The organism is Cellulosimicrobium sp. So1_17 (assembly GCF_055181235.1).
In genome coordinates this window covers 252333-276582 of the sequence record NZ_CM143702.1, presented here as the reverse complement: position 1 = coordinate 276582, position 24250 = coordinate 252333, and the positions used below count along the sequence as shown (strand labels likewise).

Below are 24250 nucleotides of genomic sequence, written 5' to 3'. Positions count from 1 at the left end.
CGAGAAGAGGGAGGCGCCGGGCGGCACCTCCCTCTCGTCGTGCGCAGGACCGTCAGACGGGCTGCTCCTGGTTGAGGCGTCGGTAGACGTACGCGGTGGCGATCTGGGCGACGGGCAGCGCGACCAGCAGGCCGACGTAGCAGAGCAGCGAGCCGACGATCTGCGCGGCGTAGACCGCGAGGAACAGCAGCAGGACGGTCGCGAGGTTCCTGCTCACGACCGTGAAGCTCGCCTTGAACGCGTCGAACACCCCGAGGTTCTTGTCGATGACGTAGAAGATCGTGAAGAGGGCGAAGAACGCGAAGACGATGCCCCCGACGATCGTGATGCTCAGGATGCCGATCGCCAGCCCCATGAGCAGCGCGGTGAGGATGACGTTGCCGACGTTCGGCAGGCGGAAGAAGTCGGCGTACTCGAGCTTCTTGCCGCGCGTGACCAGCAGCGAGACGTTGACGACCACGCCCTGCACGAGGAACCCGAGCACGGCCATGACGGCGATGAACGCGAAGAGGCCGAACCCGAAGACGAGGCCGCCCGAGGTGCTGATCTCGTTCGTCACGGGGTCGATGCTGGTCGCGGCGGTACCGATCAGCAGGGCGTAGAACACGATGCTCAGCACGGCCAGGGCGGCGACGTACGTGAGCACGCCGCCGATGATCACGCCCGCGTTCTGCGTGAACTTGTTCCAGCCGTACGTGAACGCCTCGCCGATCTGCACCGGCTGGCCGACCTGGCCGTAGGGCGTCCCCGGCGGCGGGTAGCCGGGCTGGCCGTACGGCTGACCCGGCGGCGGGTAGCCCGGCTGGCCGAACGGCTGACCCGGCGGCGGGTAGCCCGGCTGGCCGAACGGCTGACCCGGCGGCGGGTAGCCGGGCTGGCCGTACGGCTGACCGGGTGCCGGCTGCTGGCCGTAGGGCTGTCCCGGCGGCGGCCCCTGCCCGTACGAGGGCTGCCCCGCGGGCGGCGACCCGTAGGGCTGGGCGGGCGGCTCGCTCCCGGGAGACGGGGCAGGGTCCGGTCCGCCGTAGGGCGAGACCGGGGGCTCGGCAGGAGCCGCCGACGGTGTCGGCTCGCCGGGAGCCGACGAGGTCGGCTCGGCCGGGGGCGCGCCGGCGGTCGTGTACGGGTCCAGCGGTGCAGCCGGCTCGGGCCGCGCTGCGGGCTCGGGCTGCGCTGCGGGCTCGGGCTGCGCCGCACCGGGCAGGTCGGGTGCCCCCGGCTCCTGCGGCACGCTCGGGTCGTTCTCGTCGCGCGGCGGGCCGCCGGCGCTCGTGTCGCTCATCGCGTCTCCTCGTTCGGTACGACGACCGCCGGCGCGCACCGACGTCCCCCGGTGTGGAGGACTCGTGCCATTCGCACATTTCGCGGTCGGGTACACGATGTCGGCAAACACCGGCGGGCGCTAGACGAAACGCCGACCCGGGCCCCGGTTCACCCGCGCCGTCACGGTCACCCGAGGGCGGCGGCCCGCGTCAGACCGTCGAGGACGACCGAGGCGTAGGCACCCGACCCTGCCTGCGTCGGGTGCACCCCGTCCGGGCCGAGGAGGGAGGGGTCGGCCGTGGCCGTCGCCGACCAGTCGGCGACCACGACCCCGGGGTGCCTGCTCGCCGCGGCGACCATCTGGCCGTTGGTCGGTGCCACCCATGGCCGGTCCGCGTAGCCCGTCACGAGGACGACGCGGCGCTCCGGACCCACGGCGGCGAGGACCGCATCGAGGGTCGCGGCGCTCGCGGTGCTGTTGGTCCCGAGCGCGACGACGACGAAGGGACGCAGGGTGCCGGCGTCCCGCAGCGCCGCCAGGATCGCCGGGGCGTCCTGGATCTGCCGGGAGACCGCGCCGTCGACGTAGACGCCCGGCAGCGCGGCGGACAGCGCGGGGGTGCTCGCGAGCGTCACGGAGTCCCCGACCACGGACACCTGGTCGCCCGCGGGCGGCACGGGGGGCGCCTGGTCCTCGGGAGCGCCTGCCTCCGTGGGGACGCTCGGGTCCGGCGGCCCCGGAGCAGCGGTGTCCTGACCGGCAGGGTCCTCGGGCACGGAGTCCTCGGCTGCCGGGGCCCCGGTCGCGGGGGCCACGGGAGCGAGGGACTGCGGTGCCGACGCGGCGGAGCCGGCCTCGCGGGTCTCGCGCGCGGCCCGCTCCCCTGCGGCGATCTGCTGCTCGACGCTCGACGTCGCGGGCGCCACGACGACCCCCGTGACGGCCAGCCCGAGGACGACGGTGCAGGCCGCGGCCAGCGCCCAGCCCGCGCTCGAGAGCGCGCCCTGCTCGCCCGCGCGGGGACGCGCCGTGCGGGCGAGGCGGTGCGCCGCGCCGCGCAGGCCGGAGGTGAGCACGGGGCGTTCCACGTACCGGTACGAGGCTGCGGCCGCCACCACGGTCACCGTGAGGGTGACTGCGACCACCACGGGGTCGACGTCGCCGGGCGGGCGGGGACCGGCCACCGCGCCGACGAGGACCAGCACCGGCCAGTGCCACAGGTACAGCCCGTACGACCGTCGTCCGACCCAGCCGAGGGGACCCTTGTCGAGCAGCGCTCCCAGCCCTGGCAGGCAGACGATCGCGTTGAGCAGCGCGGCGGCCGCCACCGCGCACACGACCAGACCGCCGCGGTAGGTGAGCTCCGCGTCCCAGCGGAGCGTCGCGACCGCGACCACGAGGACGGCCAGGCCGGCGACCCCGCCGAGGAGGACCCCGAGCCGCCCCCGGTCGGTGCGTACGCGCGGCCCGCCCGGGAGGAGGGAGGTGCGTGTCCCGGCCACGACGGGCGGAGCGCCCCCGTCGGTGCCCGCCGAGGCGCTCCGGTCGACGGGTCGCACGTGCCAGAACGCCAGCGCCGCCCCCGTCATGAGCGCGAACAGGTGGGTGTCGGTGCCGACGTAGACGCGCGTCGGGTCCGTCCCCGGCTCGTACAGCACCACCATGAGCGCGGCCGAGGCGAGCGCCATCGCGCCCGCGACCCACGGCGTCGCGCGGCGCAGCGGGCGGACCGAGCAGAGCACGACCACGAGCACGGGCCACAGGAGGTAGAACTGCTCCTCGACCGCGAGCGACCACAGGTTGCCGAAGAGCTGCGGCAGGAGCGCACCCGAGTACGTGGCCCCGTTCGCGACGTCGACCCAGTTGCTCGTGAAGGTCGCCGCGCCCACGAGCTGCGGGCCGATCCCGACGAGCACGTCGCCCCCGACGACCGCGGCGGCCGCCGTGCAGACGACCACCACGAGGACGAGGGCGGGGAGCAGCCTGCGGGCGCGGCGAGCCCAGAAGGAGCGCAGCCCGATCCGACGGCGGTCGCGCTGGTCGCGCACGAGGAGGGTCGTGATGAGGAAGCCGGAGAGGACCAGGAAGACGTCGACGCCGAGGAACCCGCCGGGCACCGCGCCGGGTGCCAGGTGGAACGCGACGACGGCGGCGACCGCGAGCGCGCGCAGGCCGTCCAGGCCGGCCATGCGGCGGTAGCGGACCGTCGGGCGTCCCGGTCGGCGGGAAGCGACCGGCGACCGCACGTGCCCGACGACGCGGCGCGGCTCGGGCGTGGACCCGGACGCGGGCGCACGCGGAGACGTGCGCGTCGCGTCCTGGGTCGTCGTCACTCGTCCGAGATCTCCCGCACCACCGTGTCCGCCAGCAACCGTCCCCGCAGGGTGAGCACCCCTCGGCCCGCGACCGCGGCCCGACCGTCGAGGAGCCCGTTCGCGACGAGCCCGGCGACGGCGTGACGTCCCGCCGTCGAGAGCACCGACAGGTCCAGTCCCTCGCGCAGCCGCACCTGCAGCATGACCCGCTCGAGGTGCGCCTCGCCGCGCGTCAGGAGCTCGCGCCCCGCCGCAGGGCTGGACCCCGCCTCGAGCAGCGCCGCGTACCGACGCGGGTGCTTCACGTTCCACCATCGCACGCCGGTCCGGCCGTCCCGCGGCGGCGCGCCCGCCGGGTGCGTCGTCGTACCGGACGGGGCAGCCGCGATGTACGAGTGCGCGCCGGGGCCGATCCCCCACCAGTCGTCGCCGCGCCAGTAGGCCAGGTTGTGCCGGCAGCGGTCATCGTCCGTGCGTGCCCAGTTGCTCACCTCGTACCACCCGAGGCCGGCAGCCGTGAGCAGCTCGTCCGCGAGCTCGTACTTCGTCGCCTGGTCGTCCTCGCTCGGGAGCGTGAGCTCCCCGCGCCGGACCTGGGCGGCCATCTTCGTGCCGGGTTCGACGACGAGCGCGTACGCCGACACGTGGTCCACGCCGGTCGCGAGCGCCGTCGCCAGGCTCGTCCGCCAGTCGTCGACGCTCTCCCCCGGCGTGCCGTAGATGAGGTCGAGCGAGACCTTGAGCCCCGCCTCGGTCGCCCACCGCACGACGTCGGGGATGCGCCGCGGGTCGTGCGTGCGCTCGAGGGTCGCGAGCACGTGCGGCACGGCGGACTGCATGCCGAACGACACGCGCGTGAACCCCGCGGCGGCGAGCTCGGCGAGCGACGCGGGCGTGACCGAGTCCGGGTTCGCCTCGGTCGTGACCTCGGCACCGGGCGCCAGCCCCCACGCGTCGCGCACGCCCGCGACGAGACGACCGAGGTCGCCCGCCGGGAGCAGGGTCGGGGTCCCGCCGCCGACGAAGACCGTCGAGACCTGCCGCTCGGGAAGGCGCGCGTCGCGCAGGACGCGCGCCGCGAGGTCGATCTCGCGCAGCGCCGTCGTCGCGTAGGACGACTGGCTCGCGCCGCCGCCCAGCTCGGACGCGGTGTAGGTGTTGAAGTCGCAGTACCCGCAGCGCACCGAGCAGAACGGGACGTGCAGGTAGACGCCGAACGCTCGCCCCGACGCAACGTCCCCGGCGGGCGCCGGGTCGCCGGGACCGGGGCGACCGACCCACGCGGGGAGGGCACCGTCGTCGGGCACGGGCTCGCCGTCCGGCAACGACGGACTCACACCGGGCTCACTTCTTGGACTTGTCCTTCGTCTCCTTGCCGCCCGCGCCGTCCGAGGAGAGCGCGGCGATGAAGGCGTCCTTCGGGACCTCGACGGACCCGATGTTCTTCATGCGCTTCTTGCCCTCCTTCTGCTTCTCGAGCAGCTTGCGCTTGCGGCTGATGTCTCCGCCGTAGCACTTGGCGAGGACGTCCTTGCGCATGGCCCGCACCGTCTCGCGCGCGATGACCCGGGCGCCGACGGCCGCCTGGATCGGCACCTCGAACTGCTGGCGCGGGATGATCTCCTTGAGCTTGGCGGTCATCATCACGCCGTAGTCGTACGCCTTGTCCTTGTGCACGATCGCGCTGAACGCGTCCACCTGGTCGCCCTGGAGCAGGATGTCGACCTTGACGAGGTCGGCGGCCTGGTCGCCCGAGGGCTCGTAGTCGAGCGACGCGTAGCCGCGCGTGCGGGACTTGAGGTGGTCGAAGAAGTCGAAGACGATCTCGGCGAGCGGCAGCGTGAAGCGCAGCTCGACCCGGTCCTCCGACAGGTAGTCCATGCCGAGCATCTGCCCACGACGGTCGTTGCACAGCCCCATGACCGTGCCGACGAACTCGCTCGGCGCGAGGATGGTCGCGCGCACGACCGGCTCGACGACCTCCTTGATCTTGCCGCCCGGGAACTCCGACGGGTTGGTCACCTTGACGACCGTGCCGTCCTCGAGCGTGACGTCGTAGACGACGTTGGGCGCGGTCGAGATGAGGTCGAGGTCGAACTCGCGCTCGAGGCGCTCGCGCACGATCTCCAGGTGCAGCAGGCCGAGGAACCCGACGCGGAAGCCGAAGCCGAGCGCGACGGACGTCTCGGGCTCGTAGTTCAGCGCGGCGTCGTTGAGCTTGAGCTTGTCCAGGGCGTCGCGCAGCGTCGGGTAGTCGGAGCCGTCGACCGGGTAGAGCCCGGAGAAGACCATCGGCTTCGGGTCCGAGTACCCGCCGAGGGCCTCGCTCGCCGGCTTCGCCGCGTTCGTCACCGTGTCGCCGACCTTCGACTGGCGCACGTCCTTCACGCCCGTGATGAGGTAGCCGACCTCCCCGACGCCGAGACCCTTCGTGATGATCGGCTCGGGCGAGATGACGCCGATCTCCAGGAGCTCGTGCGTCGCGCGCGTCGACATCATGACGATGCGCTCGCGCGGGTTGAGGTTGCCGTCGATGACGCGCACGTACGTCACGACGCCGCGGTAGGTGTCGTACACCGAGTCGAAGATCATCGCGCGTGCCGGGGCGTCCGCGTCGCCGACCGGGGCCGGGACGCGCTCGACGATCCGGTCGAGCAGGACCTCCACGCCCGCGCCGGTCTTGCCGGAGACCCGCAGCACGTCGTCCGGGTCGCCCCCGACGAGCCCGGCGATCTCCTCCGCGTACTTCTCCGGCTGCGCCGCCGGGAGGTCGATCTTGTTGAGGACCGGGATGATCTCGAGCTCGTTCTCCATCGCGAGGTAGAGGTTCGCGAGCGTCTGCGCCTCGATGCCCTGCGCCGCGTCGACGAGCAGCACCGCGCCCTCGCACGCCGCGAGCGACCGCGAGACCTCGTACGTGAAGTCGACGTGGCCCGGCGTGTCGATCATGTTGAGCGCGTAGGCCTGGTCGGCTCCCGACGGGTCGGGCCGCCCCCACGGCATGCGCACCGCCTGCGACTTGATCGTGATGCCGCGCTCGCGCTCGATGTCCATGCGGTCGAGGTACTGCGCGCGCATGGCGCGCGGCTCGACGACGCCCGTGAGCTGCAGCATGCGGTCGGCGAGCGTCGACTTGCCGTGGTCGATGTGCGCGATGATGCAGAAGTTGCGGATCAGCTCGGGCGGCGTGGCCGCCGGCTGGATCCGGGTGCTCAGCTCGGCGCTGGGGATCGGGGACAACGCGGGTGCGCTCCTGTGACGTCGGCGAAGGCGTGGGCTCGGGCAGATGTGGGCCCGAATCTCGGTCGGCGGTCACGCCGGTGGTCCGGCGAGCCGACACGGACGTCCATTGTCCCACGCGCCCCCCGGCCCCCGGGACGGGCCGCCTCGTCCTGCGAAGCCGCGGGTGCCGACCTAGCGTGGAGAGGGAACCCCCACGAGAGGAGACCACCGTGCCCGCAACGGACCTGACCGGCCGCCGCGTGCTGGCGATCGTCACCAACTACGGCGTCGAGCAGGACGAGCTCGTCGTCCCGCTCGACCACCTGCGCGGCGAGGGCGTCCGCGTGGACGTCGCCGCCGTCTCCACGGACGACGTCCAGACGCTCGTGGGCGACAAGGACCCCGGCCGCGCCGTGACGCCGGAGCTCACCTTCGGGGACGTCGACGCCGCCTCCTACGACCTCCTGCTGGTCCCCGGCGGGACGCTCAACGCCGATTCCTTGCGCCTCGACGACGCCGCGATGGAGATCGTGCGGACCTTCACCACGGGCGGCAAGCCCGTCGCGGCGATCTGCCACGGCCCGTGGGCCCTCGTCGAGACGGCGGCCGTCGAGGGCAAGACCCTCACGAGCTACCCCTCGCTCGAGACCGACGTCCTCAACGCGGGCGGGGCGTGGGTGGACCGCGAGGTCGTGCGCGACGACGAGGGCGGCTACACGCTCGTGACCTCGCGCAACCCCGACGACCTCGACGCGTTCCTGCGCGAGGTGGACGCGGTGCTCGCGGCCTGACGGCGCGTGGGCGCGGGCCGCGCCCGTCGCCGTGTCCGTGGCGCGGTGCATACTCCCTCCATGGACGACCGGCTCGCTCTCCTCGGTCGGCTGCAGGACGCGTTCCTCACGGACGTGCCAGGCGCCGACCCGCGGGCGCCCGTGCCGGCGTGCGGACGGTGGCGCGTGCGGAACCTCGTCGAGCACGTCGGGCGCATCCACCACTGGGCCGCGGCGCAGGCACGGCGCCGGCAGGAGACGCCGCTCGGCAGGGGGCCGTTCGACCTCGCGCCGTTCTACGCCGAGCAGGCCGCCGAGCTGCGCGAGACGCTCGCGTCGCTCGACCCCGACGCCCGCGCCTGGACGCTCCTCGAGACCGACGACCCCGGCTCGACCGTACGGTTCTGGCACCGTCGTCAGGTCCACGAGACGCTCGTCCACCTGCACGACCTGCGCGCCGCGACGGGCCGGGTCGTGGACGACGTCGCGCCGGACGTGTGGGCCGACACGGTCGACGAGGTCGTGACCGTCGTGCAGCCGCGCCAGGTCCGCCTGGGGCGCATGGCCCCGCTCGAGCGGCCCGTGACGCTGGCCGCCACCGACACGCCTCGCACCTGGGTGCTCGGCGCCGCCGACGGCACGCCGGCCGAGGTGCGCCTCGCGGCGCCCGCACGGGAGCTCGCCCTCGTCCTGTGGCGGCGCGTCCCGCCCGACCCCGCGGTCGCCGCCGGTCTGACGCTCGACGGCGACCGGACCGCGCTCGACGCCGCGCTCGCCGAGCGCATCACGCCGTGAGCGCCGCTCGCGACGCACGCCTCAGCGCAGGCGCGTGATCTCCACGGTGACGTCCAGCTCGCTCGCGCCGGCGCCCGCGTAGACCCCGGTGAGCGGCGCGACGTCGCGGTACTCGCGCCCACGCCCGAGGACCACGTGGTCGTGCCCGACGGGTCGGCGGTTCGTCGGGTCGAACCCGTACCAACCCCCCGCCCACCACTCGACCCACGCGTGGGACTCCCCCGCCACGGGCTCGCCGAAGGCCGCGTCCGGGCGCGGGTGCAGATAGCCCGAGACGTAGCGCGTGGGGATGCCGACGCTGCGCAGCGCGCCCGCGCACAGGTGCGCCATGTCCTGGCAGACGCCCTGACGCGCGTCCCACGCCTCGCGCGCCGGGGTGTGCGCCGTCGTGACGCCGGGGACGTAGTCGAGGTGGTCGCGCACCGCGAGGCACACCGCCTCGGCGGCGGCGTGCGGCTCGAGACCCGCGGAGACGTCGAGCGCGAGGGCGGCGACGTCGTCGGGCACCGCGGTCGTCGGGGTGTCCGCGAGGAACGCCGCGTGCGCGTCCAGGGTGCGCTCGTCGCCGAGGTCCGTCCACGACGGCGGCGCCCCGGGCGCCGTCTGCTCCCGCACCTCGACCGTGCTGTGGGCCCGCAGGACGAGCCGCACGTGCGGCTCGAGCACCTCGAACACCGTGACGGTCGTCCCCCAGTAGTCGGTGTAGTCGTGCGACCACGTCGTGGGGTGCACCCGGACGCTCGCCTGCTCGACCACCTGGAGCCCGCCGGTCACGGGTGTCATGCGCGCCTCGTTGTAGGACGCCGTGATCGGCTCGGCGTACTCGAACGCGGTCGTGTGCACGACCCGCAGGACGCTGCTCACAGGGCCTCACCCACCCAGGTCGTCACCGCTCCGGACGGGAAGTAGCGCGCCCGCACCGCGTCGGAGGCCCGCGAGCACGCGCGCTGCACCCGTTCCATGGCGTCGGGCAGTGACGCGAGCAGGTCCGACAGGCGCGCGTACTCGAGGCTCGTGCGCACGATCCCGAGCTCCCGGCGCGCCTCGTCGGCGACGCCGTGCCGGCCCTCGAGCGGGCCGAGCTCGCGCAGGCAGCTCTCCGCGGTCTCGAGCGCGTGCACGATCGAGCGCGGGAAGAGCCGGTCGAGGAGGAGGAACCCCGCCGCGCGCTCGTCCGACGCCAGACCGCGGTTCGCCCGCAGGTAGGATTCGTGCGCGCCGCACGAGCGCAGGAGCGTCGTCCAGCCCGGGCCTGCCGGGCCGAGCCGGGCCTGCGTCGTCACGAGCCGCGCCGTCATGTCGGCGCGCTCGATCGACCGGCCCAGGATCATGAAGTGCCACGTCGCGTCGCGGCTCGTCGCCGAGTCCATGAGACCGGCGACGATCGCGGCGCGCTCGCGGGCCCACGAGAAGTACTCGTGCGGCGGCGCGGTCCGGATCGCCCCGAAGACCTGGTTGCGCGTCGTGTTGAGGCACTCCCAGAGCTCGGTCGAGACGATCTCGCGCGCCCGGCGCGCGTTCTCGCGCGCCGCGACGAGCGAGCCCGCGACCGACGACGGGTCGATCTGGTCGTGCGCCAGGAGGCGCAGCACGTGCTCCCGGTCGACCAGCGTGCCGTCGTCCGGCACCGGGTGGTCCATCACCGCGAGGAGCGCGCGGCACGCGAGGTCCTCCTCCGCCCACGGGTCCTCGGAGAGGAGCTGCACGTGGACGTCGAGCAGGCGAGCCGTGTCGTCCGCGCGCTCGACGTACCGCCCGATCCAGAACAAGGACTCCGCGATCCGGCTCAGCACGTGCCCACCTCCTCGGGCGCGGACGACGGCAGGCCGTCCCGCGACTGCTGCTGTACCCGGTGCGGTCGCACCGGTTGCTGCTGCTGCTGTTGCTGTTGCTGCTGCTGCTGGGCGGTCCGGCCGGCGCGGCCCGGGTCGTCCGCCGGGTTGGTCACGAGCGGGACGCCGGGCGCCGTCGGGGCGTCCCCGTCGGCCGCGGGACCGGCCGGCACGGTCCGCACGGCCCGCACGTCCGCGGGGTCGGCCGGACCGGCAGGAGCCTCCGGCCGGCGCTCCTCGCGCGCGAGCACCCAGGTGTCCTTCGAGCCCCCGCCCTGCGAGCTGTTGACGACGAGCTGCCCCTCGGGCAGAGCGACGCGGGTCAGGCCGCCCGGCAGGACCCACACGTCGCGGCCGTCGTGCACGGCGAACGGCCTCAGGTCGACGTGCCGCGGGCGGAAGGCCCCTTCGACGAACGTGGGCACCGTCGAGAGCTGCACCACCGGCTGGGCGATCCATCCTCGGGGGTCGGCCTGCAGGCGCGACCGCAGCACGTCGAGCTCGGCGCGGCTCGCCGCCGGGCCCACGACGATGCCCTTCCCACCCGAGCCGTCGACGGGCTTGACCACGAGCTCGTCGAGCCGGTCGAGCACCTCGGCGAGGGCTGCGGGCTCCTGCAGCCGCCACGTGTCGACGTTGGGCAGGACGGGCTCCTCGCCGAGGTAGTACCGCACGAGGTCCGGGACGTACGTGTAGACCAGCTTGTCGTCGGCGACCCCGTTGCCGACCGCGTTGGCGATCGTGACGGTGCCGAGCCGGGCGCACGCGAGCAGACCCGGCACGCCGAGCACCGAGTCGGCGCGGAACTGCACGGGGTCGAGGAACTCGTCGTCCACGCGCCGGTACACGACGTCGACGCGCCGCCGGCCCTCCGTCGTGCGCATGTACACGCGGCCCCCGGCGCAGAACAGGTCGCGCCCCTCGACGAGCTCGACGCCCATCAGCCGCGCGAGGAGCGAGTGCTCGAAGTACGCCGAGTTGTACACGCCCGGCGTGAGCACGACGACCGTCGGGTCGGGGACGCCGTCGGGCGCCGCCGCGAGGAGCGCCGTGAGGAGGCGCTGCGGGTAGTCGACGACGGGCCGCACCCGCAGGCTCGAGAACAGCTCGGGGAACGTCCGGACCATCGCGCGCCGGTTCGAGATGACGTAGCTCACGCCGCTGGGCACGCGCACGTTGTCCTCGAGGACGCGGAACCCGCCGGCCTCGTCCCTGATGAGGTCGACGCCCGCCACGTGCACGCGCACGCCGTTCGGCGGCTCGATGCCCCACGCCTGCCGGTGGAACTCCGACGACGACAGGATGAGCCGCTGCGGCACGACGCCGTCGGCCACGGCGCGCTGCGGGCCGTAGACGTCCGCGAGGAACGCCTCGAGCGCCCGCACGCGCTGCGCGACGCCCCGCGTCACGACGTCCCACTCGTCCGGCTCGACGACCCGCGGCACGACGTCGAGCGGGAAGGGCCGTTCCTCTCCCGCGAAGTCGAACGTCACGCCCTGGGCGAGGTACGCACGGGCGAGCGAGTCGGCGCGCGACGCCACCTCGCCGGCGGTGAGCCGCGTCATCGTCGCGTGCACGCGCTCGTAGCGAGGGCGCAGCGCGCCGTCGTGGTCGAGCATCTCGTCCCAGGCCCGCGACACCGGGTAGTCGTCGAACAGGTCCGCCATGCCCGCACGGTAGGCGCGCCGGGATGCCGGCACGTCACGCGCACGTGTCGGCCGGGTAACGGCGCCCGGACGGGTGTTGCGGGAGGTCGCCCGGTTCGGCCCGTCCGCGCGTGTAGGGTGCCGCGCGTGGCACGCAACCGATGGCTGGGACTGCTCGGCGACGCGGCGCGCGCCGTCGTGCGCGGGATCTCGCGTCCGTCCGGGAGGTCGGGCACCACGGGACGGTCCGCTCCCCCGGGGACCCGAGGGCCTCGCCCGGCACCCCCGCGCTCGTCGGGCCCGACGCCGCGGGGCGCCTCCGGTCCGTCGTCCCGTCCGGGCGGCGCCTACCCCGGCGACTACGCGGGAGCCGTCCGCGCGCGGTACGCGCCCCGGCTCGACGGCGCGCCGGACCCCGGCGAGATCGTGTGGACCTGGGTCCCGTTCGAGGAGGACCACGCCCAGGGCAAGGACCGCCCGGTGCTGCTCGTGGGAACCGACGGACCGTGGCTGCTCGGTGTGATGCTCACGAGCAAGGACCACTCGCGCGACGCGCGCGACGAGGCACGGTGGGGCCGGCACTGGCTCGACATCGGCTCCGGGCCCTGGGACGCGAAGGGGCGTGACAGCGAGGTGCGGCTCGACCGCGTGCTGCGCGTCGACCCGGGTGCGGTCCGCCGCGAGGGCGCGGTCGTCGGACGTGCCGTCTTCGACCGCGTCGTCGCGGGCGTCGCGGCACATCGCTGACCGGCCACCCCGACGCCACGGGCCGACTGGATCGAGAGGGGTCCGGACTGGTAGTCTCGTTGGTCGCGTGTCCGCCCAGGTCGGCGGGCACCGCTCCAGCACCTCTCCACGGGTTCCCCACCCCAGTCCCGGAGCTGGAGCCGCCCTCTACGACCTATCCGCTCGCTTCGGCGAACACACCAGAAAGCTCACACGTGGCCAACATCAAGTCCCAGATCAAGCGCATCCGCACGAACGAGAAGGCTCGCCTGCGCAACAAGGCGGTCAAGTCCGAGCTCAAGACGTACGTGCGCCGCGTGCGCGAGGCCGTCGCCGCGGGCGACAAGGACGCGGCGAGCACCGCGCTCCAGGCTGCCTCGCGCAAGCTCGACAAGGCCGTCTCGAAGGGCGTCATCCACGCGAACCAGGCCGCGAACCGCAAGTCGGCCATCGCGAAGTCGGTCAACGCGCTCTGAACGACGCGTCGCCCCTGAGGCGACCACCGGCTCTCCGCGAGGGGCGCCGACCCGTCCGGGTCGGCGCCCCTCGCGCATGCCCGGTCGACGGCTCAGCGCCCGCGTGACCCGGCGATCGTCAGGACCGCGCGCTCGACCGCGAACACCGGGTCCCGTCCCGCGCCCTTGACCTCGGCATCGGCCTGCGCGACGGCGCTGATCGCCGTCGCGAGCCCTTCCGGAGACCACCCGGTGAGCTCGCGCTTCGCGCGGTCGACCTGCCAGGGCGCCATGCCCAGGTCCTTCGCGGACGCGCCGCCCCGGCCCCGCATCGCGCCGACCTTCGCGAGCGCGCGGAGCTTCATCGCGAGCGCGGCCACGAGCGGCACCGGGTCCGCGCCCGTCGCGAGCGCGTGCCGGAGCAGCGCGACGGCCTCTCCCGCGTTGCCGGCGACGGCGGCGTCGGCCACGCGGAAGCCCGTCGCCTCGACGCGCCCGCCGTAGTAGCGGTCGACGACCTGCTCCGTGACGGTGCCGTCGGTGTCGGTGACGAGCTGGGCGCACGCCGCCGCGAGCTCGCGCAGGTCGTTGCCGAGCGCCTCGACCAGGGCACGGACCCCCGTGCCGTCGATGCGACGACAAGCACGACGGAACTCCGCGGTGACGAACGCGGCCTTGTCCGCGTCCTTCTTGATCGCCTCGACGACGACGACGGGAGCGCCGCTCGCGCGGATCGCGTCGAGCATGCGCTTGCCGCGCACACCACCACCGTGCACGACGACGACCGTCGTCGCCGGGTCGGCGACCGGGACGTACGCGACGACGTCGGTGACCAGCGCGTCGGTCGCGCCCTCCGCCCCGCGCACGACGACGACCTTCGCCTCGCCGAACAGCGACGGGCTCGCCGCGACCGTGAGCATCCCCGGCTGGTACGTCGCCGCCTCGAGCTCGACCTTCTCCACCTCGGGGTCCCGCTCGCGCGCGAGGTCGAGCACCGCGTCCACGGCCCGCTCCGCGAGCAACGACTCCGGCCCCTGCACCAGCACGACCGGCGCGAGCCGCACGTCGTCCCCCACGGTCGCGGCGGACGGGCGGGCGGAGGACCGGGACGGCGCGGGCATGCGCCAAGCCTGCCACGACCCACCCACCCGGCGAGCAGGCTCGAAGCCGCGAGAGCCTCGCACCGGCAACCCGGACCTCGCAGCTCCAGCTCGTACCTGACGCCTGCTACCCGCACCGGCGACCGCACGGAGCGCGGCACCGGCGCCGGCGCCGGCACCCGACCGGCACCGAGCCGGCTCAGCCGCAGCCCGCCGCACCGAGCACGCCGTCGCGCACGACGAGGGCGAACGTGCCGCACGTGTCGGTGCGCAGGACTGCGGCCCCGGTGCCGCGGTAGAGGTCCAGCGCACGGTCGGTCGGGTGCCCGTAGGTGTTCTCCCCCGAGCTGACGAGCGCGACCGCCGGGGAGAGTCGCGCGGCGAGCCGCTCCGACTGCGTCCGGGAGCCGTGGTGGGCCATCTTCACGACGTCGACCGCGGCGTCGTCCCGGTGCTCGAGCACTCTCGCGAGCGACTCCTGGCCCGCGTCCTCCAGGTCGCCCAGCGCGATGACCTCCACCCCGTGCACCTCGGCGAGGAGGACGACGCTCGCATCGTTCGCACCCCCCTCCGCCTCCACGCCCGCCTCCTCGGCACCGCTCGCCCCGCCGTCCGACGCGCCGACCGAGGCCTCGCCACCGACGCCTTCACCGCCGGTCCCCGCACCGGCCTGGAGCACCTCCCACCGCACCCCGTCCTGCCCGCCCGCGCGAGCGGTGTCCCCCGGGTGCGCGACCTCGACGGGCACGCCCGCGTCCTCGAGCGCTCCCAGAGCGCTGTCCGCCTGGGCGACGGGGTCGCGCGTCCCCGTGACGAGGGCACGCTCGACCACCCGGCCTCGGAGGACCGCGTCGAGCCCACCGACGTGGTCCGCGTGGAAGTGACTGAGGACGAGCAGGTCGACGCGGTCGACCCCGAGACCGTCGAGGCACCGGTCGGCTGCGGCGCCGGCCGGGCCGACGTCGACGACCACCGCCGACGACGGCCCGGAGCGCAGCACGAGCGCGTCGCCCTGGCCGACGTCGCAGGCCACGACGACCCAGTCGTCCGGGACCCCGTCGTCGACGACCGCGAGCTGACGCCCCACGAGGACGACGACGAGGACCACCGCGGCGATCCCGGCCAGCGCCGTGATCAGGACCGGGCGAGAAGCCCTGCGCACGGCACGCAGGTGTCCGCGCAGCCGGCTGCGCCACGGTCGGCGGCGGTCGCGGAGCAGCTCGCGCCGCTCACCGAGCCGTCGCAGGGCGCGGGAACGCAGGACCGCCGCGAGGCCGATCGCCGTGAGGGCGGCGAGCAGCAGCAGCCCGCCGACACCGCCGGGCCACGACAGGCGTGCCCCCGGGAGACCGGCGAAGACCTCCGCCACGCCCGCGATCCAGCCCGTGAAGTTCCCCGCGAGGGAGGCGACGGCGGTCGCCGCCGCCGGCCAGACCGGTGCCAGGAGCGTCGCGACGACACCGAGCACCGTCGCCGGACCGAGCGCCGGCGCGGCGACGAGGTTCGCCGGCACGGAGTACACGCTCACCGACGGCTCCAGCAGCACGAGGATCGGGGCGCAGGCGACCTGGGCGGCGACCGGGACGGCGACGACGTGCGCCGCCGTGCGCCCGCACCACGGCGCGATCGTGCGAGCGAGGGGCGTCGTACCGAGCGCGAGGCCGGCGGTCGCCGCCACCGAGAGCACGAAGCCGTAGGACCGCGCGAGCCACGGGTCGAGCACGAGCAGCACCACGACGGCGGCCCCGAGCGCCGCGACCGCCCGCGACGGGCGACCCAGCAGGACGCCGGTCAGGCCGACGACACCCATGCCGGCCGCGCGCAGCACGCTCGGCTCCGGGTGGACGAGCACGACGAACCCGGCCATGGCGGCGCCCGTCACGAGGACGCGCACCGTGCGCGAGACACGCAGCGCGACGCAGAGCGCGGCGACGCACGCGACGATGATCGCGAAGTGGCCGCCCGAGACCGCGGTGACGTGCGTGAGGGACGTCGTGCGCATCGCCTCGTCGAGCTCCGGGTCGAGGCGCGACGTGTCGCCGACCGCGACGCCGGGAACCAGGCCGCGTGCCTGCGGGGAGAGCCCGGCGGTGGCGTCGAGAAGGCCCTGCCGCATCGAGTGCACCGCACGCAGCGGCGCCGAGGCCGGTTCCAGCACGTGCGGGGCCTCGTCGACGCGGAGGAACGTGCGGTCGCCGTCGACGGACAGCGTGCCGACGGCCTCGACCGTGGCCCCGTAGGCGAGGTCGTCCCACGAGCTGCCGCCTCCCGCGACCACGAGAGGGCCCGACGCGGGGGTCGTGACGCCTCGTGCCGTGAGCCGGACCGCCTCGACCCGGACCTCGCGGCGGTCCTCCTCCCCCGTCCACGGGTTCGTCCGCGGGACGACCGCCGAGCGCACGGTCGCCGTGACGCGCGCCGTGGCTCCGTCCTGCGCGAGGTCTGCGAGGCCCGAACCGGCCCGCTCGACCAGCTGGGCACCGCACGAGAGCAGCACCGCCGTCACGCAGGCGAGGACGAGCACCACCTGCCCCACGACCCCGGCGCGACGCACCGGTCCGCACGTGCGCCCGCCCGGTCTCGTCGATCGTCGCTCGGTCGCGGTGCCGACACGGCGCGTGCCCTCCGACGGCGACGTCGTCCTCCGGGTGACGACGGCGCCGCCGACGACGGCGAGGCACGTCAGACCGAGGCCCGCCGCACCGAGGACCGCCGCGCCCAGGACGGCACCCGGCGCGCCCCCGACGCCGACCACGGCCGCCGTCCACGCCGCGAGGGCCGCCGGGGCGAGCCGCAGGTCCGTCACACGCGGACGAGGTCGCGCAGGTCGGTGAGGGTCGCGGGCCCGATCCCGCTGACCTCCCCGAGCTCGTCGACCGACATGAAGCGGCCGTTGGCGTCGCGCCATGCCACGATGCGCTCCGCGAGCACCGGACCGATACCCGGAAGTCCGTCGAGGGTCGCCGCATCGGCGGCGTTGAGGTCGACGGGTCCTGCCGCCGTCCCGGTGGCCGACCCTGGCGCCGTCGTCCCTGCGGCCGTCCCCGGGGCGGACGGCGCGACGGCGACCGCCTCGCCCGGGCGCGGCACGACGATCTGCTCGCCGTCGACGACGGTCCGTGCGAGGTTGAGCGCGGTGAGGTCGGCGTCCGGCGACGCCCCGCCCGCCGCCGTGAGCGCATCCGCGACGCGAGCGCCCACAGGCACGCTCACGAGGCCGGGCGCCGCGACCTGACCGACGACGTGCACGACGACGGCCGCCGCGCTCGCGGACGACGGGTCCGCGGCCGACGACGTACCCGGTCCCGCATCCGTGGTGCCGCCGTGCGCGGCCCCCGCGATGTCGCCGTGCGCGCCGACCGCGGCGTCCGTCGTCGACCCGGTGCCCGCCTCGCCCGAGTGCTCATCGACCTCCGGCGTCGGACCCTCATCGACCTGGGCGAGCGCCGCCACCGGCTCGGGTCGCAGGGTGAGCGCTGCCGTCACCCCGCCGAGCACGAGGACGAGCAGGGAGCCGGCGACGGCGACACGGACCGCGACACCGGTGCGCAGCCGTCGGACGCCGGGCTCCACGGCCTCGTCGGACGTGTCGAGCGCGGCGAACCCCGAGTGCGTCGTCGGGTGTCCGTGCGCCGCGGCGTACGCGTGCGCGACGGTCGTCGCGGCCCGCCTCCGGGCCCGCAGCCCGAGCGCGTCGGCCGCAGATCGGTCATCGCCCTCCCCGGCGAGGTCGGGCAGCGGGTCGTCCTGCCTCTCGGCCCGGCTCGCGTCCCCGTCCCCGGCCCCGGTCCCGGCCAGAGCATCAGGCCGAGCCGGGAGCCACCCGTTCGGCCCCGGCTCGGTCGCGACACGGGGTCGCTCCGGCACCTCTCCCCGGACCACCTCGACGGCCTCGGTGGCCGGGTGCCAGGCGAGCGCCGGCCGGGCTCCGCCGGCCACCGCACGCAGCCGCTGTCGCACGACCACGTCGCTGCGGCGCGACGCCCGGGCGACCGGCGACCGGGACGGGGGAGGCTGCGGAGCGTGGCGAGGCGGCGTCATGGCCGCACGCTAGGAGTCTTCCTCCGGACCGCGCGGCTCGTCGGGGCACGCCTGTGGACGGGACCGCGCGTCGTCGGGCCTGTGCACGGCCAGGACGCCCGGCCGGGATCTACCGCGCGAGGTCCGCGACGACGACCGCCAGGACGCCCGGGCCCACGTGGGCGCCGAGGACCGCGCTCACCGGCGTCACCGTGACGTCGAGGCCCGTCCGCGCCGTGAGCTCGGACGCGAGGCGCCGCGCGCCGTCGTCGTCGCCCACGTGGTGCACGGCGAGCACCGGCGCGTGCCGGCGGCCTGCCGACTCCACGGCGACGGTCGTCAGACGTTCGACGGCTGCCGCCTTCGTCCGGACCTTCTGGACGACCTCGATCCGTCCGTCCCGCACGGCGAGCAGCGGTCGGACCCCGAGGACCGTGCCGAGCGCCGCCGACGCCGCGCTCAGCCGGCCCCCACGCCGCAGGTGGTCGAGCGAGTCGACGAGGAAGACGGCGCGACTCGTGTCCGCGACCGCGAGGGCCCGGCGGGCGACGGTGTCCACGTCTGCGCCCTCGAGCGCCACCTCCGCCGCCGCCGTCGCGGCGAAGCCGAGCCCCATCGCCACCGTGCGCGAGTCGACGACCCGCACGGGGACCGGAGCGTCGGCCGCCGCGATCGCCGCGGCGTGGACGGTCCCCGACAGCTCGCCCGACAGGTGGACGGACACGACCGCGCGTGCACCGGCGTCGACCGCCGCCGCGTAGGCGACGGCGAACGCGCGCGGCGAGGGCTGCGACGTCGTGACCCGGCGTCCCGCGGCGAGGTGGGCGGCGACGTCGTCGGCGGTGATGTCCACGCCCTCGAGGGACGACTCGTCGTCGACCACGACGTGCAGCGGCACCGAGTGCAGGCGCGGCGAGCCGTCGCTCGGCAGGGACGCCGTCGAGTCGGTGACGACGTGGACGTGGTGGTCGTGGGTCATGGCCGCGCCACCCTACGGCGTCGGGCGGGGCCCACGCATCCTCGGCCCGGCTGCGGCACGCCGCTGCCGAACCTACGATCCGAGCATGCCCGACGACGCCGCCAGGACCGACCAGGAGCTCGCCGCCCTGCGCGCGGCCGCCGCACAGGCTGCCGCCGAGGCCGCCGAGGCGCGTGCCGCCGCGGCCCAGGCCGCGCTGGAGGCGGCCGAGGCCGCTGCCGGCCGGACGGCCGGTCCCGGGGTCCCGACGACCGGCGACGCGCCGACACCGGCGTCGCCGACAACGAGCGCCGGGACGCAAGGACGTGCGTCGGCGACGACCGGGAACGAGGAGGCCGCGACGTCGGGCCCGAGCACGCTCGGCGGCTACGCCGCAGAGGTGGCCGCAGGGTACGCCTACGAGGGCGGCACGCTGCCGCTCGGGGCGCTGCTCGACGGCGAGCCCGGCGGCGACCCGGTGCCGCGCGCGGACGTCCAGGTCGGGTTCGCGCTCGGGATGCTCAACCGGCACGGGCTCGTCGCGGGCGCGACCGGCACCGGCAAGACGAAGACCCTCCAGGGGATGGCCGAAGGGCTCTCCGCGGCGGGCGTCCCGGTGTTCCTCGCGGACGTCAAGGGCGACCTGTCCGGCCTCACGCAGCCCGGGGCGTCGAACGAGAAGATCGTCGAGCGGTCACGCTCGATCGGGCAGGACTGGTCGCCCACAGCGTTCCCCCTCGAGCTGTACACGCTCGGCGGACTGGGGACGGGAGTGCCGATCCGCACGACGGTCACGGACTTCGGGCCGCTCCTGCTGTCGAAGGTCCTCGGGCTCAACGAGACCCAGGAGTCCAGCCTCGGGCTCGTGTTCCACTGGGCCGACCAGCAAGGGCTCGCGCTGCTCGACCTCAAGGACCTGCAGTCCACCATCGCGTACCTCACGTCGGACGAGGGCAAGGCCGAGCTCAAGGGCATCGGCGGCGTCTCCGCTGCGACCGCCGGGGTGATCCTGCGGGAGATCGTCGCGCTCCAGGCGCAGGGCGCCGACGTGTTCTTCGGCGAGCCGGCGTTCGCGACGTCGGACCTGCTGCGCACCGCACCCGACGGTCGGGGCGTGGTCTCGGTGCTCGAGCTCCCCGCCGTGCAGGACCGGCCGACGCTGTTCTCGACGTTCCTCATGTGGCTCCTCGCCGACCTGTTCCAGGAGCTGCCGGAGGTCGGCGACGTCGACAGGCCGCGGCTCGTGTTCTTCTTCGACGAGGCCCACCTGCTGTTCACGGGTGCGTCGAAGGAGTTCCTCCAGCAGGTCGTGCAGACCGTCCGGCTGATCCGGTCCAAGGGCGTCGGCGTGTTCTTCGTGACGCAGAGCCCGAAGGACGTGCCCGCCGACGTGCTCGCACAGCTCGGCAACCGCGTGCAGCACGCGCTGCGCGCGTTCACGCCCGACGACGCCTCCGCCCTCCGCGCCGCCGCGCGGACCTTCCCCCGCTCGCCGTACGACCTCGAGCGCCTCCTGCAGTCGCTCGGCACCGGCGAGGCCGTGGTCACGGTGCTCAGCGAGGACGGCGCGCCGACGCCGGTCGCGTGGACCCGCGTCCGGGCGCCGCAGTCGTCGATGGACCCGGCACCCCCGGACGTGCTCGAGGCGATCGTCGCCGCGTCGCCGGCGCAGGCGCGCTACGGGACGTCGGTCGACGCCGAGTCCGCGTTCGAGCTGCTGCAGGTGCGCGTCCAGGAGCAGGCGGCTGCGCGCGCCGCCGCGGAGGCCGCCGAGGCGGAGGCTGCGACGCAGGAGAGGGCCGCGAAGCAGGCGGCCACGGAGGCCGAGCGCACCGCGCGGAAGGAGCAGGCGGAGCTCGAGAAGATGCGCGCGAAGCTCGAGCGCGACGCCGAGAGGGCCCGCACGGGAGGGACGACGACACGGTCCCGCGCGGGCGGCTCGCGGTCGACGAGCCCGCTCGACTCCTTCCTGCGGTCCGCCGGAACCCAGTTAGGTCGCGAGCTCACCCGGACCATCTTCGGGACCCGCCGTCGCTGACGCGCCGCACCACTGAGTGCTGGGTGTGTGTCGTTCCGGTCGCCTTCTGACGACACATACCCAGCACTCGGCGTCAGACGACGATGTTGACCAGCTTCGGGGCGCGGACGATGACCTTGCGGACCTCGGCGCCGTCGATCGCGCGCACGACGTTCGGCTCGGCGAGCGCGGCGGCCTGCAGGTCCTCGTCGGAGATCGACGGCGGGACCTCGAGCCGGCCGCGGACCTTGCCCTTGACCTGCACGACGCACGTGACGGTGTCCTCGACGAGGTACTGCGGGTCGGCCGTCGGGAACGGCGCGTGCGCGAGCGAGCTGTCGTGGCCGAGGCGCTCCCAGAGCTCCTCCGCGAGGTGCGGCGCGACGGGCGCCGTCATGAGCACGAGCGGCTCGACGGCCTCGCGCGGCACGCGGTCGAGCGACGTGAGGTGGTTGTTGAGCGTGATGAGCTTCGCGATCGCCGTGTTGGGGCGCATGTGCTCCATCTCGACACGCACGTCCGCGATCGCGCGGTGCACGGCGCGCAGAGTGGCGGGCTCGGCAGGTTCGTCAGTCACCGTCACCTCGCCCGTCTCCTCGGACACGACGTTGCGCCACAGCCGCTGCAGGAAGCGCTGCGACCCGACGACGGCGCGCGTCTCCCACGGGCGCGACAGGTCGAGCGGACCCATCGACATCTCGTAGACGCGGAACGTGTCGGCGCCGTACTCGGCGTACATGTCGTCGGGCGTGACGACGTTCTTGAGCGACTTGCCCATCTTGCCGTACTCGCGCTGCACGATTTCGCCGTTCCAGCGGTACACGACCTCGCCCGAGCCGTCCGCCGCGGGCTCCTCGACGACCTCGCCCGCCGGGACGTACTGGCCGCGCGCGTCGGTGAACGCGTACGCCTGCACGTAGCCCTGGTTGAAGAGCTGGTGGAACGGCTCGACGCTCGACACGTGCCCCAGGTCGTAGAGGACCTTGTGCCAGAAGCGCGCGTAGAGCAGGTGCAGCACGGCGTGCTCGACGCCGCCGACGTACAGGTCGACGCCGCCCGCACGACCCGCGGACGCGTTGTGCTCGGGCCCCATCCAGTAGCGCTCGAGCTCGGGGTCGACCACGGTCACGTCGCCGCCCGGTGCCCCCGCCGGCTCGTCGGACGACGCTCCCGACCACGTCGGGTCGAGGTAGCGCAGGTAGTACCAGCACGACCCCGCCCAGTTGGGCATGGTGTTCGTGTCGCGGCGGTACTGCTGCGGCCCGTCCCCGAGGTCGAGCGTGACGTTCACCCAGTCGTCGTTGCGGCCGAGCGGCGCCTCGGGCGAGGAGTCCGCGTCGTCCGGCTCGAACGTGCGCGGCGCGTAGTCCGGCACGTCGGGCAGGTCGACGGGCAGCATCGCGTCCGGGATCGCGACCGGCTGGTCGTTGGCGTCCCACACGATCGGGAACGGCTCGCCCCAGTACCGCTGGCGGCTGAACAGCCAGTCGCGCAGGCGGTAGGTCGTGGTGCCCTCGCCGAGGCCCTTCGCGACGAGCCACCCGGTGATCGTCCGCTTGGCGGCAGGCACGTCGAGGCCGTCGAGCGACACCTCGTCGTTGGACGACGCCACGATCTCGCCGTCGCCCGTCCACGCGCCCGCGAAGCCCTCGGGGAACCCACCGGCGGGCCGGACGGTGTGCACGACCGGGAGCCCGAACGCCTCCGCGAACGCGAAGTCCCGCTCGTCGCCGCCGGGGACCGCCATGATCGCCCCGGTGCCGTAGCCCATGAGGACGTAGTCCGCGGTGAAGACGGGGATCGTCGCACCGTTCACCGGGTTGACCGCGAGGTGACCGGTGAACACGCCGGTCTTCTTCCCGGCGTCGGCCTGACGCTCGACCGCGGTCTTCGCGGCGGCCTCGCGCCGGTACGCGGCGACGGCCTCGACCGGCGAGCGGTGCCCGCCCGTCCACGCCGACGACGTCCCGTCGGGCCAGTGCGCGGGCACCTCGTCGAGCAGCGGGTGCTCGGGCGAGACGACCATGAACGTCGCGCCGAACAGGGTGTCCGGGCGGGTCGTGAAGACCTCGACCTGCGAGCCCGACTCCGCCGCGGCGTCGTTGGCGCCGTCCGCGCTGCCGAGCACGGTGAAGCGCACCAGCGCGCCCTCGCTGCGGCCGATCCAGTTGCGCTGCATCGCCGTGACCTTCTCGGGCCAGTCGATGAGGTCGAGGTCGTCGGCCAGGCGGTCCGCGTACGCGGTGATGCGCATCTTCCACTGGCGCAGGCTGCGCTGGAAGACCGGGAAGTTGCCGCGCTCCGAACGCCCGTCGGCCGTGACCTCCTCGTTCGCGAGGACGGTCCCGAGGCCCGGCGCCCAGTTCACGGGCGACTCGTCGACGTACGCGAGGCGCTGCGGGTCGATCACCGCGCGGCGCTGCACGTCCGACAGCGCCGACCAGTCCGCCCCCTCCTCGACGCCGTCGATCCCGCCGGGCACGCGCCGCGACCCGTCGGCGTACTGCGCCTCCAGCTCGGCGATGCGACGCGCGCGCCCACGACCTCCGTCGGGACGCTCCGCCTCGGGGTCGTACCAGGAGTCGAAGATCTGCAGGAAGATCCACTGCGTCCAGCGCACGTACTCGGGGTCGATCGTCGCGAACGAGCGGCGCGAGTCGTGCGCGAGGCCCAGGCGCCGCAGCTGGCGGCGCATGTTGACGATGTTCGCCTCGGTCGTCGTGCGGGGGTGGTGACCCGTCTGCACGGCGTACTGCTCCGCGGGCAGGCCGAACGCGTCGTAGCCCAGCGCGTGTAGTACGTTGTCGCCGCACATGCGCCGGAAGCGCCCGACGACGTCGGTCGCGATGTACCCGAGCGGGTGCCCGACGTGCAGGCCCGCGCCCGACGGGTACGGGAACATGTCCATGATGAAGTACGGGCTCGCGCCGTCGGGGCCCTCCCCCTCGCCGTCGGTGAGCCCACCCGTCGGGTTCGCGGCGAAGAACGTCCCGCGCTGCTCCCACAGCTCCTGCCACTTGAGCTCGATCTGCTCCGCGAGCGCCGGGGTGTACCGGAAGGCGGGCTGGCCGGAGGCGTGCGTGATCTCGGTGGTGTCAGGGGTGGTCACGCGGCCGATTCTACCGACCGT

Annotated in this window: 17 protein-coding genes; 5 read left to right on the top strand and 12 right to left on the bottom strand. The window is 74.6% G+C overall.

The window, feature by feature from the left end; all coding sequences use genetic code 11:
- Positions 1 to 52 precede the first annotated feature (52 nt).
- From ACZCLJ_RS01180 to lepA, 4 genes are all read right to left on the bottom strand, one after another.
- Complete coding sequence (locus tag ACZCLJ_RS01180) at positions 53 to 1282, bottom strand: DUF2189 domain-containing protein (protein WP_251151594.1); 1230 nt, start codon at positions 1280 to 1282, stop codon at positions 53 to 55.
- Positions 1283 to 1449: 167 nt separating this feature from the next.
- Entirely contained in the window at positions 1450 to 3597 is a 2148-nt protein-coding gene (locus ACZCLJ_RS01175; RefSeq protein WP_463105193.1) for an acyltransferase family protein, read from the bottom strand.
- A complete protein-coding gene (gene hemW, locus ACZCLJ_RS01170; protein WP_463105192.1) occupies positions 3594 to 4916 on the bottom strand; it encodes a radical SAM family heme chaperone HemW in 1323 nt (440 codons plus the stop codon). Before hemW ends, ACZCLJ_RS01175 begins: the two co-directional genes overlap by 4 nt.
- Before the next feature lie 7 nt (positions 4917 to 4923).
- The gene (gene lepA / locus ACZCLJ_RS01165; RefSeq protein ID WP_285821119.1) at positions 4924 to 6819 is read right to left on the bottom strand and encodes a translation elongation factor 4; all 1896 of its coding nucleotides are present in this window, start codon (positions 6817 to 6819) and stop codon (positions 4924 to 4926) included.
- Between the two features lie 212 nt (positions 6820 to 7031).
- Here lepA and ACZCLJ_RS01160 point away from each other — a divergent pair, with 212 nt between their 5' ends.
- Positions 7032 to 7592 (top strand): type 1 glutamine amidotransferase domain-containing protein, encoded by a 561-nt coding sequence (locus ACZCLJ_RS01160; protein WP_251151597.1) that lies wholly within the window; start codon positions 7032 to 7034, stop codon positions 7590 to 7592.
- Positions 7593 to 7652: 60 nt separating this feature from the next.
- The gene (locus ACZCLJ_RS01155; protein WP_251151598.1) at positions 7653 to 8366 is read left to right on the top strand and encodes a maleylpyruvate isomerase N-terminal domain-containing protein; all 714 of its coding nucleotides are present in this window, start codon (positions 7653 to 7655) and stop codon (positions 8364 to 8366) included.
- Between the two features lie 21 nt (positions 8367 to 8387).
- Here the strand turns inward: ACZCLJ_RS01155 and ACZCLJ_RS01150 are convergent, their stop codons facing one another.
- Genes ACZCLJ_RS01150 through ACZCLJ_RS01140 form a run of 3 tightly spaced genes read right to left on the bottom strand, consistent with a single transcriptional unit; the run spans position 8388 to position 11865 of the window.
- Positions 8388 to 9230 (bottom strand): transglutaminase family protein, encoded by an 843-nt coding sequence (locus ACZCLJ_RS01150; RefSeq protein ID WP_463105191.1) that lies wholly within the window; start codon positions 9228 to 9230, stop codon positions 8388 to 8390.
- Positions 9227 to 10159 (bottom strand): alpha-E domain-containing protein, encoded by a 933-nt coding sequence (locus ACZCLJ_RS01145; protein ID WP_251151600.1) that lies wholly within the window; start codon positions 10157 to 10159, stop codon positions 9227 to 9229. Before ACZCLJ_RS01145 ends, ACZCLJ_RS01150 begins: the two co-directional genes overlap by 4 nt.
- Positions 10153 to 11865: a circularly permuted type 2 ATP-grasp protein gene (locus ACZCLJ_RS01140; RefSeq protein WP_463105190.1), complete on the bottom strand. Its 1713-nt coding sequence runs from the start codon at positions 11863 to 11865 to the stop codon at positions 10153 to 10155. The genes ACZCLJ_RS01145 and ACZCLJ_RS01140 overlap by 7 nt, the downstream gene beginning before the upstream one ends.
- A gap of 126 nt (positions 11866 to 11991) precedes the next feature.
- On the opposite strand from ACZCLJ_RS01140, the gene ACZCLJ_RS01135 reads away from it, so the two are divergent.
- Positions 11992 to 12591, top strand: a complete 600-nt coding sequence (locus tag ACZCLJ_RS01135; protein WP_463105189.1) for a type II toxin-antitoxin system PemK/MazF family toxin — start codon at positions 11992 to 11994, stop codon at positions 12589 to 12591.
- 194 nt (positions 12592 to 12785) lie between these two features.
- Entirely contained in the window at positions 12786 to 13046 is a 261-nt protein-coding gene (gene rpsT, locus ACZCLJ_RS01130) for a 30S ribosomal protein S20 (RefSeq protein ID WP_251151603.1), read from the top strand.
- A 92-nt stretch (positions 13047 to 13138) separates the two neighbouring features.
- Here the strand turns inward: rpsT and holA are convergent, their stop codons facing one another.
- From holA to ACZCLJ_RS01110, 4 genes are all read right to left on the bottom strand, one after another.
- Positions 13139 to 14146 (bottom strand): DNA polymerase III subunit delta, encoded by a 1008-nt coding sequence (gene holA, locus ACZCLJ_RS01125; protein ID WP_463105188.1) that lies wholly within the window; start codon positions 14144 to 14146, stop codon positions 13139 to 13141.
- 178 nt (positions 14147 to 14324) lie between these two features.
- Positions 14325 to 16931, bottom strand: coding sequence for a ComEC/Rec2 family competence protein (locus ACZCLJ_RS01120; protein ID WP_463105187.1), 2607 nt, complete (start codon positions 16929 to 16931; stop codon positions 14325 to 14327).
- Positions 16928 to 18166, bottom strand: a complete 1239-nt coding sequence (locus tag ACZCLJ_RS01115) for a helix-hairpin-helix domain-containing protein (RefSeq protein ID WP_463105186.1) — start codon at positions 18164 to 18166, stop codon at positions 16928 to 16930. The genes ACZCLJ_RS01120 and ACZCLJ_RS01115 overlap by 4 nt, the downstream gene beginning before the upstream one ends.
- Positions 18167 to 18275: 109 nt before the next feature.
- Positions 18276 to 19124, bottom strand: coding sequence for a DegV family protein (locus ACZCLJ_RS01110; RefSeq protein ID WP_463105185.1), 849 nt, complete (start codon positions 19122 to 19124; stop codon positions 18276 to 18278).
- Between the two features lie 85 nt (positions 19125 to 19209).
- Here ACZCLJ_RS01110 and ACZCLJ_RS01105 point away from each other — a divergent pair, with 85 nt between their 5' ends.
- Positions 19210 to 21141, top strand: a complete 1932-nt coding sequence (locus tag ACZCLJ_RS01105; protein ID WP_463105184.1) for a helicase HerA-like domain-containing protein — start codon at positions 19210 to 19212, stop codon at positions 21139 to 21141.
- A gap of 73 nt (positions 21142 to 21214) precedes the next feature.
- On the opposite strand, the gene leuS is transcribed toward ACZCLJ_RS01105, so the two are convergent.
- Entirely contained in the window at positions 21215 to 24229 is a 3015-nt protein-coding gene (gene leuS / locus ACZCLJ_RS01100) for a leucine--tRNA ligase (RefSeq protein WP_463105183.1), read from the bottom strand.
- Positions 24230 to 24250 lie beyond the last annotated feature (21 nt).